This is a genomic window from Streptomyces sp. NPDC014623 (assembly GCF_043088245.1).
Lineage (GTDB): Bacteria > Actinomycetota > Actinomycetes > Streptomycetales > Streptomycetaceae > Streptomyces.
In genome coordinates this window covers 20,981-38,418 of sequence record NZ_JBIBZU010000003.1, presented here as the reverse complement: position 1 = coordinate 38,418, position 17,438 = coordinate 20,981, and the positions used below count along the sequence as shown (strand labels likewise).

At 70.8% G+C, this 17,438-nt stretch carries 12 protein-coding genes; 10 read left to right on the top strand and 2 right to left on the bottom strand.

Translation table 11 applies throughout. The annotated features are described in order from the left end of the window. Positions 1 to 23: 23 nt before the first annotated feature. Complete coding sequence (locus ACF1FZ_RS06520; RefSeq protein ID WP_391772250.1) at positions 24 to 488, bottom strand: MarR family winged helix-turn-helix transcriptional regulator; 465 nt, start codon at positions 486 to 488, stop codon at positions 24 to 26. 621 nt (positions 489 to 1,109) lie between these two features. On the opposite strand from ACF1FZ_RS06520, the gene ACF1FZ_RS06515 reads away from it, so the two are divergent. From ACF1FZ_RS06515 to ACF1FZ_RS06490, 6 genes are all read left to right on the top strand, one after another. Continuing rightward, positions 1,110 to 2,954: an amino acid adenylation domain-containing protein gene (locus ACF1FZ_RS06515; RefSeq protein ID WP_391772249.1), complete on the top strand. Its 1,845-nt coding sequence runs from the start codon at positions 1,110 to 1,112 to the stop codon at positions 2,952 to 2,954. Positions 2,955 to 3,035: 81 nt separating this feature from the next. Next, positions 3,036 to 7,664 carry an amino acid adenylation domain-containing protein gene (locus tag ACF1FZ_RS06510; RefSeq protein WP_391772248.1) on the top strand — a complete coding sequence of 1,543 codons (4,629 nt, stop codon included), beginning with the start codon at positions 3,036 to 3,038 and terminating at the stop codon, positions 7,662 to 7,664. A gap of 80 nt (positions 7,665 to 7,744) precedes the next feature. Then, positions 7,745 to 8,962, top strand: a complete 1,218-nt coding sequence (locus ACF1FZ_RS06505; RefSeq protein ID WP_391772247.1) for a 3-deoxy-7-phosphoheptulonate synthase — start codon at positions 7,745 to 7,747, stop codon at positions 8,960 to 8,962. Continuing rightward, the gene (locus tag ACF1FZ_RS06500; protein ID WP_391772246.1) at positions 8,959 to 10,941 is read left to right on the top strand and encodes an anthranilate synthase family protein; all 1,983 of its coding nucleotides are present in this window, start codon (positions 8,959 to 8,961) and stop codon (positions 10,939 to 10,941) included. Before ACF1FZ_RS06505 ends, ACF1FZ_RS06500 begins: the two co-directional genes overlap by 4 nt. Continuing rightward, the gene (locus ACF1FZ_RS06495; RefSeq protein ID WP_391772245.1) at positions 10,928 to 11,524 is read left to right on the top strand and encodes a flavin reductase family protein; all 597 of its coding nucleotides are present in this window, start codon (positions 10,928 to 10,930) and stop codon (positions 11,522 to 11,524) included. Before ACF1FZ_RS06500 ends, ACF1FZ_RS06495 begins: the two co-directional genes overlap by 14 nt. A 6-nt stretch (positions 11,525 to 11,530) precedes the next feature. Continuing rightward, positions 11,531 to 13,108: a 4-hydroxyphenylacetate 3-hydroxylase family protein gene (locus ACF1FZ_RS06490; RefSeq protein WP_391772244.1), complete on the top strand. Its 1,578-nt coding sequence runs from the start codon at positions 11,531 to 11,533 to the stop codon at positions 13,106 to 13,108. 79 nt (positions 13,109 to 13,187) lie between these two features. Here the strand turns inward: ACF1FZ_RS06490 and ACF1FZ_RS06485 are convergent, their stop codons facing one another. Further along, positions 13,188 to 13,856, bottom strand: a complete 669-nt coding sequence (locus ACF1FZ_RS06485; protein WP_391772243.1) for an O-methyltransferase — start codon at positions 13,854 to 13,856, stop codon at positions 13,188 to 13,190. 319 nt (positions 13,857 to 14,175) lie between these two features. Between ACF1FZ_RS06485 and ACF1FZ_RS06480 the strand changes: the two genes are divergently transcribed. Genes ACF1FZ_RS06480 through ACF1FZ_RS06465 form a run of 4 tightly spaced genes read left to right on the top strand, consistent with a single transcriptional unit; the run spans position 14,176 to position 17,424 of the window. Beyond that, the gene (locus tag ACF1FZ_RS06480) at positions 14,176 to 14,613 is read left to right on the top strand and encodes a VOC family protein (protein ID WP_391772242.1); all 438 of its coding nucleotides are present in this window, start codon (positions 14,176 to 14,178) and stop codon (positions 14,611 to 14,613) included. Further along, positions 14,610 to 15,563: a hypothetical protein gene (locus ACF1FZ_RS06475; RefSeq protein ID WP_391772241.1), complete on the top strand. Its 954-nt coding sequence runs from the start codon at positions 14,610 to 14,612 to the stop codon at positions 15,561 to 15,563. The genes ACF1FZ_RS06480 and ACF1FZ_RS06475 overlap by 4 nt, the downstream gene beginning before the upstream one ends. A gap of 50 nt (positions 15,564 to 15,613) precedes the next feature. Then, positions 15,614 to 16,564 (top strand): LLM class flavin-dependent oxidoreductase, encoded by a 951-nt coding sequence (locus tag ACF1FZ_RS06470; protein ID WP_391772240.1) that lies wholly within the window; start codon positions 15,614 to 15,616, stop codon positions 16,562 to 16,564. After that, entirely contained in the window at positions 16,561 to 17,424 is an 864-nt protein-coding gene (locus ACF1FZ_RS06465; RefSeq protein ID WP_391772239.1) for a PhzF family phenazine biosynthesis protein, read from the top strand. The genes ACF1FZ_RS06470 and ACF1FZ_RS06465 overlap by 4 nt, the downstream gene beginning before the upstream one ends. Positions 17,425 to 17,438: the final 14 nt, after the last annotated feature.

Below are 17,438 nucleotides of genomic sequence, written 5' to 3'. Positions count from 1 at the left end.
GGCAACGGCCCGCCGGGCGGAAGTCACCGTACGGGTTCCGCCTCCATGGCCGCGGCCACCTTCTCGCAGAGCTCCGCGAACAGGGCGCCCTCGCCCTCGGTCAGGACGGAGGCGGCGAGCTGCCCGATGTCCTGGCGGCCCCGGGCGATCCGGGAGAGGAAAGCCTCCCCCTCACGGGTGAGCGAGGTGCTCAGCTCCCGCCGGTCCTCGCCCGACGCCCGCTGGGTCACCAGGTTCAGGTCCTTCAGCACCCGTAGTGCCTTCGACGTGGACTGCCGGGAGACGTCGAGCGCGGCGCTCAGTTCGGAGGGTCTCATGGAGCCCCGCACCCGCAGCAGTTCCAGGACGTCGTACTGGTGCCAGTTGACGCCCTCGGGATTGGCGCGGGACCGCCGTGCCACCAGAAGGCACTGCAGGTGGACCAGGGCTGCCTCCAGACCGCCGGGTTCCGAGGACCAGGGGGAGGTGGAGCCGTCTCGTGGAGTCATGGGTGCTTTCCGGTATGGAGGGTTACCGGTGGGTGGGGCTTTCCACGATATCAAGGGGCCACGCCGATGACACGGCCGAGCGCTCCCGGCCCCGTGCCGGGCAGCGCTCCCGTGCCGCCGGACGGTCCGCCGGCCGGTCCGCCGGCCGGACGCGGTGCCGCAGCCGTGGTCACGGTCGGCGGCGGGCCCGAAAAAATGGTTGCCCCGAGGACACCATCAGGGGGCGTGACCCTCCCGGCCCGGGGTACCGGAGTCCAAGGACCGGTCGGGGAACAACCGACCGCGACGCTTCGAGGCACCGTCCGCAGCGACTTTCGCACGGGAGTCGTCGCACCGAGCAATCGCACCGACCAGCCGCACCGACCAGGGCAGGAAAGCCTCTCCTGCCTCGATTCCCCTCCGTCAAGAACCACGGACGGCGTAATCGTCGGAGCAACCCGGCCCGAACCGGAGGAGTTTGACTTCGATACCATTCTGTGATTAGCATCGGTTTCCCTGCGGAAATCATTTTTCCGCGCCGCACGCTGAAAAAGCTCACTGCCCCGGCTCCCGTTCTCCCGGAACGCACCGACGAGAGCGCTGAAGCCATTCCCTTCGGACAGCACGCCGAGGAGAACAGCGATGACGGAAAACAATTCGCATTTACCATCGGGTTCACCACCGGGCGCCCCTCTCGTCCTCACCGCTCTGTTCGAAGAAGCGGTGCGTGACTACGGCGGGGCCGTAGCTCTGGCGCAAGGCGCGCAACGCGTCACGTACGACCAGCTCAACCGTCGGGCCAACCGCATGGCACGTCATCTCGTCGGCCGGGGGGTGGCCAAGGGCGACCGCATCGGTGTGCACATGCGCCGTTCTCCGGACCTCTACACCGTCCTGCTCGCGGTCCTCAAGGCCGGGGGGTGCGTGGTGCCGCTCGACCCCGCGCACCCCCCGGAGTTCGTCGGCCGCATCCTGCACGAAGCCGGCACCGCGACTGTGGTCTGCGACGACCCGGCCGGCCTTCCCCGCAGTGCCCACGAGGGCGCGCTCGCACTGCACGACCTGGTACGCGGGAGCGAGAGCCTGGACGACCGCGACGCGGACCTCGGCATCGGGCCGGAGGACACCGCGTTCCTCATGTACACCTCCGGATCCACGGGGAAACCCAAGGGTGTCCGGATCGCGCACCGGGGGCTGGCGCGGCTGGGCCCCCACAGCGGGGCCCTCGACATCACCCCGCAGGACGGGCTGACCCAGTCGGCCGCCTTCTCCTTCGCCGCCTCGACCATCGAGATCTGGCTCGCCCTGCTGCACGGCGCCACGCTGCTGCCGATGCCGCCCGGACTGCCGTCACTGCCCGTGCTGCGCGAGGCCGTGGAGGAGCGGGGCGCGACCGTGCTCAGTCTTCCGTGCGGCCTGTTCAACGCACTGGTCGACCACGAGCCGGAGTGCCTGAGAAACGTCCGGATCGTGCTGCTGAGCGGCGACTTCCCCTCCCCCGCCCATCTGCGCAAAGCCCTGGCCCACACGGACGCGACCATCTACAACGGCTACGGCTGCACCGAGAACTCCTCGATCACCGCCCTGTACCCGCTGAGGTCCGGTGACGAGCCGGACGGCGAGGGCGTGGTGCCGGTCGGCAGGCCGCTCCCGACGGTGACGCTGGAGGTGTACGACCCGGCGATGCGTCCGTGCGGGACCGACGAGGTGGGAGAACTGTGCGTGGGCGGGACCGGTGTGGCCCAGGGGTACGCCGGCCAACCGGAGCTGACCGCCCAGAAGTTCACCCGGGTCCCCGACGGCGGGCTGCTCTACCACACGGGCGACCTGGCACGGCGGAACGCGGACGGCGACATCGTGCTGCTCGGACGGTCCGACAGCATGGTGAAGATCCGCGGTTTCCGGGTGGAGACCAGTGCCGTGACCCTCGCGGTGCGCTCCCTCGACGGGATCGGGGACGCGGCGGTGAAGGCGTTCGAGGACGACACCCACGAAAAGCGTCTCGTCGCCTTCTACACCACCCGTGACGGCACGCCCGCCGACCCCTCGGACCTGGTCAGCCGGCTCTCCGAGCGGCTGCCCTCCTACATGGTCCCCTCCTCCTTCCACCATCTCGAGAAGATGCCGACGAACGTGAACGGAAAGATCGACCGCACCGCGCTCACCCTTCCCGGGCGGTCCGGTTCCCCGAAGCAGAAGTCCACGGAAGAGAAAGGCCGAACAGCTATGCAGAACCCGCTCGAAGCAGTCGTCCTGCAGTCCTGGATCGAGATCTCCGGAATGGAAGAATTCTCGACCACCGATTCGTTCCTCGGCCATGGCGGGAACTCCCTCCACTTCGTCCAGCTGGCGTCCCGCCTGCAGAAGATATTCGGAATCGAAATCACCACCGAGTCGGTTTTCCGGCACGGCACGGTGGAGCAACTGGCCCGGTTCATCGAGGAGAGCCGTGATCAGGAGCGGACCATCTCGACGTCCAACGGCTGACGGAGTTCCCGAAAACGGCCGGCACCCGCGCCGGCCCGGTCGTGTCATATCTCCGGAGGCTACGGAACCGTGAACAGTCCCTTGACCTCAGCAGTACTGGAATTGGCACGGAGAACGCTCCGGGCGCCCGGCCTGGGGCCGGACCAGCAGTTCTCCGAGTGCTGTGACGATCCCCAGCGGCTGGACGAACTGAGCGCGGTGCTGCGGGCCGTGTTCGCGGTCGACCTGCCGGCATCCGAACTCCGCCGTGAGGGCTCTGCGGCTGCGGTGGCCGAGCGCACCGCGCGGGGGCGCCCCCGCACCCGTGGCAACGAACTGGAAGCCGGCTCGGCGCCCAGGACCGGCGACGCGACGGAGGCTTCGTTCGGCCAGAGCGGCATCTGGCTCATCGACCAGTACCTCCCCACACCGGAGGCCTACAACGGCCCGTTCCTCGTCCGCCTGCCCTTCCGGCTCGACGGGGAGCGGCTGCGACGCTCCGTCTCGGGAGTGCTGCGCCGGCAGGAAGTCCTGCGCACCACCTACGCGTTACGGGACGCACGGCTCCTCCAGATCGTCTCGGACGACGACACGGCCTTCCACTACCGCGTCGAGCACTACGGCAGCGAGAAGGAACTGGACGCCATCGCCCAGCGGGTCGCGAACATCCGCTTCGACCTGGAGCACGGGCCGGTGACCTCGGTGACCTGCGCGCTCGGACCGGGCGAGGAGAGCGCGATCGTCTGCAACATCCACCACATCGCCTCGGACGCCGCCTCGGCCGGTGTCTTCCTCCGGGAACTCCTCGACGCCTACGACCGGATCGGGCGGGGCCTGGCGGTGGAGGCGGTGCCCGGGCGCCCGGACTACGCGGACTTCGCGCACTGGCACCGCGAGTACCTGACACCGCGCAGGACCGCGGAACTGCTCGACGAGTGGGCCGACCGGCTGGCCGGGGAACTTCCCGTGCTGGGTCTGCCCACGGACCGCCCCCGGCCCGCGGCGCAGGAACACCGGGGAGCCACCGTCCCCCTGCGTGTCCCGGCCGAGGTGACCGAGCGGCTGGAGCGGCTGGCGGAACGCGAGGGCGTGACGCTGTTCATGGTGCTGCTCGCGGTGTACGGCGTCTTCCTCGCCAAGCTGACACGTCAGGAGCGCGTGCTCGTCGGCTCCCCGGTCTCGCTGCGCGACGACCCGCAGACCCGGGATCTCGTCGGCTACTTCGTCAACATGGTCGTCCTGCGCCAGGACGTCACGGGTTCGATGAGCGTGCGCGAGGTCCTGCGGCGGTCACGCGAGGAGGTCACCGACGCGCTGCGGCTGAAATGGGCTCCCTTCGACAAGGTCGTCGAGCGCCTGAGGCCCGAGCGCAACAGCGGCCATACCCCCGTCGTGCAGACGATGCTCGTGCTGACCGATCCGGGTTCCGCCCAGTGCGCCCCCGACGGCACCCCGCTGCCCGTCCGGCGCGGCATGGCGCACGGCGCGAAGTACGACCTGTCCGTGGTGTTCGCCCGTGAGGATGACGGGCTGCACGGCACGCTCGAGTACGACTCGCACCTCTTCGACGAGGCCACGGCGAGGACGATGAGCGAGCGTCTGGGCCGACTGGCTGGCCGGTTCGCGGCGGCCGGACCGGACACCCCCGTCCGCGATCTCGGGCTGCTGTCCGCCGACGAGGAGCGGGAGCTCCTGGCCCGTAGCGACCTGGTGGACAGGGGCGCGCGCCCCGTGCCGGTGGGTGAGCTTTTCGAGCGACAGGCAGCGGCCACACCGGACGCCGTCGCGGTGACGGACGGCGGCCGCTCGTGGACGTACCGGGAACTGGACGAACGGGCCAACCGGCTCGCCGCCGTCCTGCGCGAGGAGGGGGCGGGGGCGGGCCGGCGGGTGGGCATCAGCCTGCCCCGCTCGTTCGACATGGTCGTCGGGCTGCTCGGCGTCGTGAAGTCGGGAGCCTCCTACGTCCCGGTGGACCCGTCCTACCCGCCGGAGCGGGTGGCGTACATGCTCGACGACGCCGGTGTCCTCCTCGTGCTCACCGACAGCAAGGTCGGCGCGGAACTCCCGCCCGGCCAGCGGTTGTTCGAGATGGACCGGGAAGCGGAGCGGACGGCCGCGGCCGATTCCGCCGGGCCGGGCCGGACCAGGGAACCCGAGGACGAGATCTACGTGGTCTACACCTCCGGGTCGACCGGCGCCCCGAAGGGCGTGGTCGTCCGGGACCGCACGGTGGGCAATCTGGTCCATGCCCAGCACGGGATCTCCCCGTGCGGGGCCGAGGGCACCACGCTTCAGTACATGACGCTCTCCTTCGACGTCTCCGTCATGGAGATCCTGGGGACTCTGTGTGCCGGCGGGACCCTCGCGCTGATATCCGAGGAGCTCCGGAAGGATCTGCACCGGCTGGCGGCGTTCGTCGCCGAGCACGAGGTCACCCGCCTCTACCTGCCCTACATCGCGCTCCAGCGGTTCGCCGCGATAGCGGTCGCGGAGGGGCTGCGGTGCGAGGGACTGCGTGAGGTCACCTCCGTGGGCGAGGCGCTGGTCGTCTCCCCGCAGATCCGGGAGTTCTTCGCCGGGCACCCGCGGGCCCGGCTGCTGAACATGTACGGCCCCTCCGAGACCCATCTGGCCACCTGGCACGAGTTGTCCGGCGATCCCCACGAGTGGCCCGAGGCGCCGGCCATCGGCCGTCCTGTCGAGGGCATGCGGCTGCTCGTCCTGGGCCCCGACCGCGAGCTCGTCCCTCCCGGAGTCACGGGCGAGCTGTACATCGGCGGCCCGCACCTCTCGCCCGGCTACCACGCCAGGCCCGAGGAGACGGCGCTTCGCTTCGTCGCCGATCCGTACGGCGGGGCCGGCGACCTCCTCTACCGCACGGGTGACCTCGTGCGGTGGAACGAGCGCGGCGACCTGGAGTACCTGGGCCGCGCCGACGACCAGATCAAGATCCGTGGTTACCGCATCGAGCCCACCGAGGTGGAGGCCGCCCTCGACGCCCTCGACGGGGTGAGGAGTTCGGCGGTGGTGGCCGTCGAACTCTCGGCGGGCGACCGCCGGCTGGCCGCCGCCGTCACGGGGGAGGGCACCGGTGACGACGGACGGTTACGGGCCGCTCTGGCCGCACGGCTCCCGGACCACATGGTGCCCGCCCACATCATCCCCTTCGACCGGCTCCCCACCACCCCGAGCGGGAAGATCGACCGTGGTGGACTGGCGGACAGACTGGCCGGCGAACTGCGGGACCGGCGCGCGGACCACCGCACCGGGGCGGCCGAACAGCCGAGGGCCGGCACCGAGCGCGAGATCGCCGACCAGTGGTCGGACGTGCTGGGAGCCGGGTCCATGGGGCGGGACGACGACTTCTTCACGCTGGGCGGCAACAGCATCATCGCCACCGAACTGGTCTACCGTCTGCGGCGGCTGTTCGACATCGACATACCGCTGCGGACCCTGTTCGACAACCCCACCGTCGCCGGGATGGCCGCGCGGATCGAGGAGCGGCGCGCCGGCGACCCCACGGCGTTCACGGCGCCTTCGGCCGACCTGCGCGCGGATGTGACCCTGCCGGACACGGTACGGGCCGGCGACCGCGAAACGGTCCCGGTGGGTGACGCGACCGAGATCCTGCTGACCGGCGCGACCGGCTTCCTCGGCAGCTACCTCCTGCGGGACCTGGCAGCCGTCCCCGGCAGCACGGTCAACTGCCTGGTACGCGCGGCCGATGCGCAGGCCGCCCTGGAACGGCTGCGCGCCACGGCGACCGCGTACGGCATCGCGGGCGACATCGTCTGGCAGCGGGTGCGTGCCGTGCCCGGAGACCTCACCCGTGCGCACCTGGGGCTGTCCGAGACAGACCGGGTGGAACTGACCGATTCGGTCCAGGTGGTCTACCACGCGGCCGCACACATCAACTTCGTCCTCCCGTACGCCTCGGTGAAGCCGACCAATGTCGACGGCATGCGGTCCGTGCTGGAGTTCGCCGCCACGGGGCGCCTCAAGCCGGTGCACTACATGTCGACCATCGCGGTGTTCGCCCCCGGCCAGGGAGCCGGGCCGATCACCGAGGAGGCGGTCCCCGGGACGAGTGAGGGGCTCGGTATCGGTTACACCCGGAGCAAGTGGGTGGCCGAGGGGATCGCGCGCCTGGCGCGTGAAACCGGCATGCCGGTGACCGTCTACCGCATCGGCCGCATCTCCGGGGACAGCGTCAGCGGCGCCTGCCAGGCCGACGACTTCCTGTGGCGCCAGATCAAGAGTTTCATCGAGCTCGGTTCGGCCCCGCCGGCCGAGGAGCTGACGACGGACCTGTTGCCGGTGGACTTCGTCAGCCGGGCCGTCGTCGCCCTCTCCCGCGAACCCTCCGCCGACGGCGGGACGTTCCACCTCTTCCACCCGCGTGGTTCCGACTTCACCCCGGTACACGCCGCCGTCCGCGAGTGCGGCTACGCACTGGAGACGGTGCCGGCCGACGAATGGCTGACGCGACTGGAGGAATCGGCCCGCCTTCCCGGGGGCAACGCCCTCGCGGCGGCCGTCCCGCTGTTCCGGGAAGGCGCGCTGGAGCTCGGCGAGAACACGTACGGCAACGAGAAGACGTCCCGGCTCCTCGAACGTCTGGGGCTGCACTACCCCGACATCGACCGCCGGTCCCTCTCCCGCATGATCCGCTACTTCGGCTCGACCGGGCAGCTGACCGGCCCGCACCACGCGCGGCAGATCGCGTAGGAGCAGCCGTTCAGCGGCTCTTCCGTCCAGACATCCGCAGGCGTCCACCCACGGACCGCCTCTGAGCGAAGGCCGACAGCATGTCTCAGAACCCCTTGCCGGGCACCGAGCACGACCCGTTGATCGCCTCGATGGTGGCCGGACTTCCCGCTTGTCAACAACCCCAGTGGCCCGACCGCTCTCTCCTCCCCCCGCTGCACGAACGCCTGGCCGGCGAGCCGCCCCTGGTCTCCTACGACAGCGTCAAGGCCCTCGGCGGGCTGCTCGCCCGAGCCGCCGAAGGCGAGTTCTGCCTGCTCCAGGCAGGCGACTGCGTGGAGTTGACCACCGAGTGCGAACCGCGTGACATCGCCCGCAAGGTGGAGATGCTCGACGTGCTCGGGGACATCATGTGCACGAGTTCCGGGCTGCCCGTCCTGCGCGTCGGACGCATAGCCGGCCAGTTCTCGAAGCCCCGCTCCCAGGACTGGGAAACAGTCCACGAGGACCGGCTGCCGGTGTACCGGGGCCCGGTCGTCAACGCACCGGATCCGCACCTGGCGGCCCGCACCCCCGACCCTTCCCGCATCATCGCGGGGATGCAGGCCGCCCGTTGCGCCGTCACCGCCATCGACCGGCTCGGGCGGGGCGAAGGCGCTCCACCGGAGGACCGGGTGTGGACCAGCCACGAGGCACTCCTGCTGGACTACGAACTGCCCCAGGTCCGGCGGCACGGGGAGGGCGGCAGCTATCTGGCCTCCACGCACTGGCCCTGGATCGGTGAACGCACCCGCCAGGCGGACAACGCGCACGTGCGGCTGATGGCCGAGCTGGACAACCCGGTGGCGTGCAAGATCGGCCCGGAGGCGACTCCGGACGAGGTGCTGGCCGTGTGCGGGGTGCTCGACCCGCACCGCACGCCCGGCAGGCTCACCCTCGTCACCCGGTTCGGTGCGGGACAGGTCGCCCGGGTGGGACCGCTGGTACGGGCCGTGAAGCAGGCCGGGCACCCCGTGCTGTGGATGTGCGACCCCATGCACGGGAACACCGTCAAGACGCCCGACGGGCTGAAGACGCGCAAGCTCGACGCGATCATGGCCGAGATCCGGCAGTGCATCGATGTCGTGTCGGAGAACTCCGGGCGGTGCGCCGGGCTCCATCTGGAGGCCTCCCCCGACGACATCTCCGAGTGCGACGGGGCGGGCCTGTCCCCGGTGCGGGGCCCTGGCTACCGGAGCCTGTGCGACCCCCGGCTCAGCCTCGTCCAGGCCGTGGCCGCCGCCGCTCACTGGCGACTTCCCGTGGGAGCGGCGGCATGAGCGCGGCCCACGGGCCCGTCGGCCGGCCCTGGGACCCCGATGCCCTGTTGCCGCCGCCCGGCCGGCCGTTCGCGGTGCTGCACCGGCCCGGGGCCGACCGCTCGGCGCCCGTCGAGATCCTGAGCGGTCCGGTCCGCCGCGCGGCCGGCCTCGATGCCCTGGATCTGGACGGCCCCGGCCCGGCGGCCCGGAGGGCGGACGGGGCGGGCACCCTGGTGCTGGCCCCCTACCGGCAGATCCGTGAGCGCGGCTTCGCCTGCCCCGACGACCGCGAGCCTCTGCTGGCGATGGAGGTGCGGGAACAACGACGGGTACCGCTGGAGCGGCTGCTGGACCGTCTGCCGGACCGGGCGCCGCAGGTGGCGGACCCCCGCTTCGACGTCGACGACGACGCGTACGCGGCCGCGGTGGACAGCATCGTCCACCGCGAGATCCATCGCGGCGAAGGCTCCAACTTCGTGCTGGCCCGCAGTCTGCACGGCCGGATCCGCGACTTCGACCGGGACGCCGCACTCGCGGTGCTGCGGGGGCTGATGACGGCGGAGACGGGCGCGTACTGGACGTTCCTGGTGTTCACCGGGGACCGGTACCTGATCGGCAGCACCCCGGAACAGCAGGTGCGTGTCCGCGGGGACCGGGTGGAGATGAACCCCATCAGCGGGACCTACCGGTACCCGCGTACGGGCGCGGACCTGCCGGGGCTGCTGCGTTTCCTGCGGGACCCCAAGGAGACCGACGAGCTCTACATGGTGGTGGACGAAGAGCTCAAGATGATGACGTCCCTGTGCGGCCGGGACGTGCGGGTCACCGGTCCGTCCCTGAAGTGGATGTCCCGGATCGCGCACACCGAGTACTACCTGTCGGGCCGCTCGGATCGCCCGCTCGGTGAGATCGTGCGGACCACCATGCCGGCGCCGACCGTGACGGGCAGCCCGGTGGAGAACGCCTGCCGGGTGATCGAACGGTACGAACCGCAGGGACGCGGCTACTACAGCGGGCTCATCGCGCTGCTCGGCCACGAGGGCGGGCAGCGCCGGCTCGACGCCGCCATCATGCTGCGCACGGCGGATCTCGGTGCGGACGGCGCGGTCCGGCTGACGGCGGGATCCACCGTGGTGCGGGAATCGGTGCCCGCCGACGAGACGGCGGAGACCACCGCCAAGCTGTCCGGCCTGCTCGCGGCGATGTCCGGCCGACGGACGGCGAAGGCTCCTGTGCCGGGCCCCGCCGCCGGGCTGGGTGCCGCGCCCGCGGTGCGCGGCGCGCTGGCCGCGCGCAACGACGGACTGGCGGCCTTCTGGTTCGAGGGCACCGGTCCGGCGCGCGCCGAGGGCCCCGAGGTCACGATCGTCGACGCCGAGGACGGCTTCACCTCCATGCTCGCCTACCAGCTGCGGTCGCTGGGGTGTGCGGTGCGCCTGGTGCCCTGGTACCGCGCGGAGGAGCCGGCCGGGGGCGGCGGCGTCTCCGGCGCCCGGGGCGTCGTCCTGCTCGGCCCGGGGCCCGGCGATCCGCGGGACTCCGCGAACGCGCGGGTGCTCGCCCTGCGGGCGGTGGCCGCCGAACGGCTCGCGGGCGGCCTGCCGCTCGCCGCGGTCTGCCTCGGGCACCAGATCGTCTGCACCCTGCTGGGACTCCGCGTCGCCAGGCTGCCCGATCCGGCGCAGGGCAGGCGACTGCGGGTCCCGCTGTGGGGCAGGACGCGGACCGCCGGCTTCTACAACAGCTTCGCGGCACGCGCGGACGACGACTGGCTACGGCCGGCCCTGTCCGGTTCGGCCGTCCAGGTGCAGCGACTCGGCGACGAGGTCATCGCCCTGCGCGGACCCGCCCTGTCCACCGTCCAGTTCCACGCGGAGTCGTTCCTGACCGAGGACGGCCCCGGCATCCTGACCGATCTGCTGACAGGCGCACTGGCACCGGCCGGGACGAACCGAGCGACCGTCCACGGGAGCAGGGGGACCCATGAACACGCCTGACGGAGGCATGCGCACCGCGCCCCGCCCGATCGACCCGCGCGCACTGCGCAGTTGTATGGGCCAGTTCGCCACCGGGGTCACCGTCATCACCTGCCGGCGGGGCGACACGGTGCACGGCACGACGGTCAACGCGTTCACCTCCGTATCACTGGACCCGCCCCTGGCACTGGTGGCCCTGGACCGGCGCAGCCGTGCGGGCGCGTTGCTGCTGGAGGACGGCGGGTACGTCGTCAACATCCTCGACGAGACACAACGCGACCTCGCCATGCACTTCGCCGGCCGCCCCATGCCGGGCCCGGTGCCGTGGGTGGACGAGAGCGGACCCTGTCCCCGGCTGGCCGGCACCGTGGCGCATCTTGTCTGCCGGCGCTGGCAGGTGCACGACGGAGGCGACCACACGCTGCACATCGGCAGGGTCGAGGAGTTCGAGAGCCGTCCGGGACGGCCGCTGCTGTTCCACCGCGGCGCCTTCCCGAAGCTTGCGCCGGACGAGTCCGGTGCCGCCTGGTCGCTGTGCCTGGACGGCATGGACCCGGTGGAGCACTTCCACTCCCGCGACGAGACATACGAGACAAGGGGATGATGCAACATGACGGAGAAGGACGATGTGACCGGCACGGCGGCGGACTCCGGCGGCCGGACCGGCGAGGCACCGCGCCGCGTGACCCGGCCGATGACCGGTGACGAGTATCTGGAGAGCCTCCGGGACGGCCGGGAGATCTGGGCGTACGGGGAGCGGGTCGACGACGTCACCAAGCACCCGGCGTTCCGCAACACGGCGCGGATGACCGCCCGCCTGTACGACGCCCTGCACGACCCCGAGCACCACGACACGCTGACCGCGCCCACCGACACGGGCAGCGACGGCTTCACGCACAAGTTCTACCGGGTGCCGCGCAGTGTGGAGGACGTGGTCGGGGACCGGGACGCGATCGCCCGCTGGGCCCGGCTCACCTACGGCTGGATGGGGCGGAGCCCGGACTACAAGGCCAGCTTCCTGGTGACACTGGGCGCGAACCCGGAGTACTACGGGGAGTTCGCGGACAACGCCCGGCGCTGGTACGCCGAGGCGCAGGAGCGGGTGCTGTTCTGGAACCACGCGGTGATCAACCCTCCGGTGGACCGCCACCGGGGGCCGGACGAGGTCGACGACGTGTTCGTGCACGTCGAGAAGGAGTGCGACGACGGCCTCGTGGTCAGCGGGGCGAAGGTGGTGGCCACGGGATCGGCGCTGACCCACTTCAACTTCGTCGCGCACTACGGCCTGCCGGTGAAGAAGAAGGAGTTCGCCCTGGTGGCCACCCTGCCGATGGAGGCACCGGGGGTGAAACTGATCTGCCGTCAGTCGTACGAACTGGCCGCCAGCCGCATGGGCAGCCCCTTCGACTATCCGCTGTCGAGCCGGCTGGACGAGAACGACACCGTCTTCATCCTGGACAAGGTGAAGATCCCCTGGGAGAACGTCTTCATCTACGGGGACACGGCGAAGGCCGGCACCTTCCTGAACACCTCCGGGTTCACGCACCGGCTCACGTTCCACGGTGTCACCCGGCTCGCGGTCAAGCTCGATTTCCTGGCCGGTCTGCTGCTCAAGGGGCTGGACGTGACCGGGACCAAGGATTTCCGGGGTGTGCAGACACGGGTCGGTGAAGTACTCGCGTGGCGCAACATGTTCTGGGGCCTGAGTGACGCCATGGCGCGCAACCCGAACGCGTGGCACGACGGCGGGCTGCTGCCGAATCTGGATTACGGCATGGCGTACCGCTGGTTCATGACCATCGGGTATCCGCGCGTACGCGAGATCATTCTGCAGGACCTCAGCAGCGGTCTCATCTATCTCAATTCGCACGCCAAGGATTTCCAGAATCCCGAACTCCGGCCGCATCTGGACCGGTACATGCGGGGTTCGAACGGATACGACTCGGTGGAGCGGGTCAAGCTGATGAAGCTGATCTGGGATTCGGTGGGCACGGAGTTCGCGGGACGGCACGAACTCTACGAGCGCAACTACTCGGGCAACCACGAGAACGTGCGCATCGAGCTCCTGATGGCCCAGACGGCCTCCGGCCTCGTCGACGGTTACCGGGGTTTCGCGGAGGAGTGCATGGCGGAGTACGACCTGGACGGCTGGACCGCTCCCGACCTGATCGGCCCCGACCAGGCATGAGCACCGGGGCGGACCTCCTTGGGGGGCGGCTCGCGGCCGGTGTCCGGTCCGCCGCCGCCCCCGAAGGCCCTGCGGCGCGTCAGGGCAGGATCAGCGCCAGGGTGAACCCGTCGTACCCCTTCCTCCCCACCGTCTGGATCGAGGTGGCGCTGACCCGGGGTTCGGCGGCCAGCATCTCGTGGAACCGCCGCATTCCCCGGATGCCTCCGTCCGGGTTGCCGGCTTCACCGACCGCTCCGCCGAGCACGACGTTGTCGACGACGATCACTCCGCCGGGGCGGGAGAGCTCGAGGGCCCAGGTGAAGTACTCCGGGGTGTCGGGTTTGTTGGCGTCGATGAATACCAGGTCGAACGGCGGGTCGCCGGCCTTCGCGAGGGCGGGGAGGATGTCGAGCGCCCTGCCCACGTGCTGTTCGACGACGTCGGCGACGCCGGCCCGTTCCAGGTGGCCGGCGGCGGCCTCGGCGAACGTGCGCTCCCACTCGATGGTGACCAGCCGCCCGCCGGGGGGCAGCGCGCGGGCGAGCCAGATGGTGCTGTACCCGCCGAAGGTGCCTATCTCGAGAATGCGCCCGGCACCCTGGATGCGGGCCAGCAGGTGCAGCAGTTTCCCCTGGGGGCGGGACACCCCGATATCGGGGAGGTCGAATGCGATGTGCGCCTGGGCGGCGGCCGCCAGTGCGGGGTCCTCGTCACCGAGAACCGCGTCGAAGTAGTCGTCCACCGCGCTCCACTGATTCTGTGTCATGACATCACTGTTCCCCGAGAAGGAAGGCATCCGACAGGAATCCGGAGATTTTTTACAAGAATTGGTGACGCTTCGCGAATGCCGACCTGCTGATTTATGCTGCCCGGAAAAACCCGACCGCCACCCTCTCGCCCACCACGCCCGGAAACTCGGGAATCTTTTTCGTTACTTGACCTGATTTCCGGGAAATCGCTAACCTGAATGAGGAAAAGAAGAATATTCGATCTCTCCAGACCGAGAGGAGCGCAGTACCTTGCCTCGACCCCGGACAGCCACCGAGCGACCGACGGGCCTCGACCTCTTACCGGAGCTTCACCACGTGGGAGTACAGACGGGCGACATCGACAACTGTGCCGCCTGGTACCAGGAGTTCTTCGGCTGCCGGCCGAACTGGACCCTGGACACCTTTTCCGACCTCACCCTGAGCCGTCTGCCCGGCATCACCCGGCTGACCGAGCTGGCGGTGGCCGGGCTGCGCTTCCACCTCTTCGAACGCGCCGGCCACGACGACGTCGTCCCCGGCGGCAACACCCGCCAGTTCCAGCACATCTGCCTGTCCACCGGTTCGGCCGAGGAGCTCCGGGCCTGGCGTGAGCGCTGGCTCCGCCTGTACGAGTCCGGCCGCTACACCTTCGCCGGTGAGGAACAGCCCACCGACATCGTCACCGACGCGGACGGCGTGCAGAGCTGTTACGTCCTGGACGTCAACGGGCTGGAGTTCGAGTTCACCTACGTCCCACCAGGAGGAGAACGATGAACACGCGCGTCCACCGCACCGTGACCGAACTGCCCGTACCCGACGACTGGGACTTCGGGGACTTCCCGTACGGCCTGGAGCCGCTCACCCTGCCCGAGCCGCCTACGCCCGAGGCCGGACACGACATACCCGACGTGCTGCCGGCCGACGAATCCCTCGTGGACCGGAGCGCGGCCTGCCCGCGGACGGGTGCGGCCCTGGCCACCCCCGACTTCGCCCACCAGCTCTTCTGGTTCCGCTGGATCACCGGGCACCAGGCCACGTTCGTCGTATGGCAACTGACCGCGCACGCTCTGCACCAGGCCCGGACCCGGAGCGATCCCACCCCGTCCCTGCGCGCGATGACGGACCTCACCGACGCCTACACCTCGATGCTGCTCTACACCAGCTCGTGCCCGGCCGACGTCTACGGCACGGTCATCCGGCCCAGCATGTACCTCCAGCACCGCAGCTTCAGCGGCACCTGGGCCCCGGACTTCGTGCCCGTGCAGGGGCTGCTGCGGGGCAAGAAGACGGAGTGGGACAGCACACCCGAGGGCGAGAAGCTCAAGCGCGCCGTCCGGACCTACCACACGGTGCACGCGGGGGTGGCGGCCAAGCTGGTGCCCGGCGGCAGGTCGCTGCTCCAGGAGTCCGCCAGGGAGACCGCGCCTGCGCACCCCGAGACGCAGGCGCTGCTCTACGACCACTACTTCCTGACCCTGCGGGCCCCGGTCGACACGGTGGAGCTGGTCGACCAGTTACGGAGCCGGCTGCGCGCGATCTCGCTCGACGTCGCCACCAACGGTCTGTACCCGGGCCTCACCCCGGAGGAGGACGCGGCCTTCCCGGACGAGCTGGGGAGCCCCGAGGTGCGGCGCTACGAGGAGGACTTCCGCACCGCCCTCAGCCGGATCGACGTCACCGCCCGACAGCTCAAGCCGAAGGTGCTGCACAGCACCGCACACTGACCGGCCGTCGCCGCGAGGAGACGCCCGACACGAAAGGGAGTGAGGAACGAGTGCGTCACGGAGTGGTGATCCTGCCCGAACGGCGCTGGGCACAGGCTCGCGACCAGTGGGTCCTGGCCGAGCGTCTCGGCTTCGACCACGCCTGGACCTACGACCAGTTGATGTGGCGCTGGCTGCGCGACGAACCCTGGTTCGCCTGTGTGCCCACCCTGGCCGCCGCTGCCGCCGTCACCTCGCGGATCACGCTGGGCACGATGGTCGCCACCCCCACCTACCGCCATCCGGTGACGCTGGCGAAGGAGCTGATGTCCCTGGAGGACATCGCGGGGGGCCGGTTCGTCTGCGGCCTGGGTGCCGGGGCGGGTGGCCTGGACGACCGGGTGGTGGACCCCGCCGAACGTACCCCGCGACAACGCGCCGACCGCTTCACCGAGTTCGTCGAGGCGCTGGACCTGCTGCTCACCGACCGGGTCTCCTCCTACGCGGGCGCCCACTACGACTTCCACGACGTCCCCGTGAACCCGGGGTGCCTGACTCTCCCCAGGGCGCCCTTCGCCGTCGCCGCGACCGGGCCACGCGGCATGCGGCTGGCTGCCCGGCAGGCTGACACCTGGGTCACCGCGGGACCACCGGGCCGCTTCGACGCCCTGCCCTACGAGAAGGCGCTGCCCGACATCGCACGCCAACTGGACCGCCTGGACGACGCCTGCGCCGCGACCGGACGCGACCCGGCCACGCTGAACCGGCTCCTGCTGACCGGTGCCCTGGTCGGCGGGGTGCTCGACTCCGTCGAGTCCTACCGGGACGCGGTGGGCCGGTTCGGTGAACTGGGCATCACCGACCTGGTCGTGCACTGGCCGCGCGCGTCCTTCCCGTACCAGGGCGATCCGCGTGTGCTGGAGGCCGTCGCGGAGGAGGTGCTCCTCCCCCGCCCGCAGACCGCGGACACCACCCCGGGACGGGACGCCGCAGGGCAGAGCACCGCGGGAGGCGGACGATGATCGGTTACGAGATCGTCGACATGTTCACCGACATCCCGTACAACGGCTGCGCCCTCGGTGTCGTGCCCGACGCCCGGGGGCTCTCGGAGCCGGACATGCTCGCCGTCGCCCGGGAGGTCGCCCTGACCGAAACGGCGTTCGTGCTGCCGCCCGGCCTGCCGGGCTCCGCCTACCGGGTCCGGGTGATGACGCCGGCCGGGGAGTCACCGTTCGGAGGCCACAGCGCGGTGGGGACGGCCAGCGTGCTGGTCCGCACCGGACGGCTCGCGCCCGGCGAGGCGGTGCAGGAGTGCGGCGGCCGGCAGCTCACCGTGACGGCCGGGCCCGACGGCTCCGCCCTGACCGTCGCGGGTACGCCACTGCTGCGGCCCGAGTGGGATCCCCGTCCGCTCCTGGCGGCGTGCGGCCTGTCCGGCTCCGACCTCGCCGCGACACCGCACCTGACCGGCTTCGGGCCCGCCTTACACTTCCTGCCGGTACATGAGGAGGCACTGGCCGGGGCGTCGGCCGATCTGGCCGACCCGGTCTGGGAGGACTGCCCCGACGCCGTGCTCGTCGCGTACGACCACGGGAGCCGGACCGCACGCATCCGGGTGTTCGCGCCCGGATACGGCATGCCCGAGGACCCCGCCTGCGCCTCCGCCGCCCTGGGCCTCGGCGCCTGGCTGGCCCGGGAGAAGGCGCTGCCCGGCACGGACGGCCGGCACACCTACCGGATTCTCCAGGGCGAGGGGACGGGCCGGCCGGCCACCCTCTCCTGCACCGTGGACCTGCGGGAGGGCCGGGCCACGGCCGCCTCGGTCCACGGCCGCGTCACCGCCACCGCGTCCGGCCGGCTGGTTCCACCGGGCCGCCCCTGACCGTGGGGCGCGCG

Excerpts from the sequence above, each read along its gene's own strand:
- ACF1FZ_RS06485 (WP_391772243.1), bottom strand. The coding sequence starts at position 13,856 with ATGACACAGAATCAGTGGAGCGCGGTGGACGACTACTTCGACGCGGTT.
- ACF1FZ_RS06475 (WP_391772241.1), top strand. The coding sequence starts at position 14,610 with ATGAACACGCGCGTCCACCGCACCGTGACCGAACTGCCCGTACCCGAC.
- ACF1FZ_RS06505 (WP_391772247.1), top strand. The coding sequence starts at position 7,745 with ATGTCTCAGAACCCCTTGCCGGGCACCGAGCACGACCCGTTGATCGCC.
- ACF1FZ_RS06465 (WP_391772239.1), top strand. The coding sequence starts at position 16,561 with ATGATCGGTTACGAGATCGTCGACATGTTCACCGACATCCCGTACAAC.
- ACF1FZ_RS06515 (WP_391772249.1), top strand. The coding sequence starts at position 1,110 with ATGACGGAAAACAATTCGCATTTACCATCGGGTTCACCACCGGGCGCC.
- ACF1FZ_RS06495 (WP_391772245.1), top strand. The coding sequence starts at position 10,928 with ATGAACACGCCTGACGGAGGCATGCGCACCGCGCCCCGCCCGATCGAC.
- ACF1FZ_RS06520 (WP_391772250.1), bottom strand. The coding sequence starts at position 488 with ATGACTCCACGAGACGGCTCCACCTCCCCCTGGTCCTCGGAACCCGGC.
- ACF1FZ_RS06490 (WP_391772244.1), top strand. The coding sequence starts at position 11,531 with ATGACGGAGAAGGACGATGTGACCGGCACGGCGGCGGACTCCGGCGGC.
- ACF1FZ_RS06500 (WP_391772246.1), top strand. The coding sequence starts at position 8,959 with ATGAGCGCGGCCCACGGGCCCGTCGGCCGGCCCTGGGACCCCGATGCC.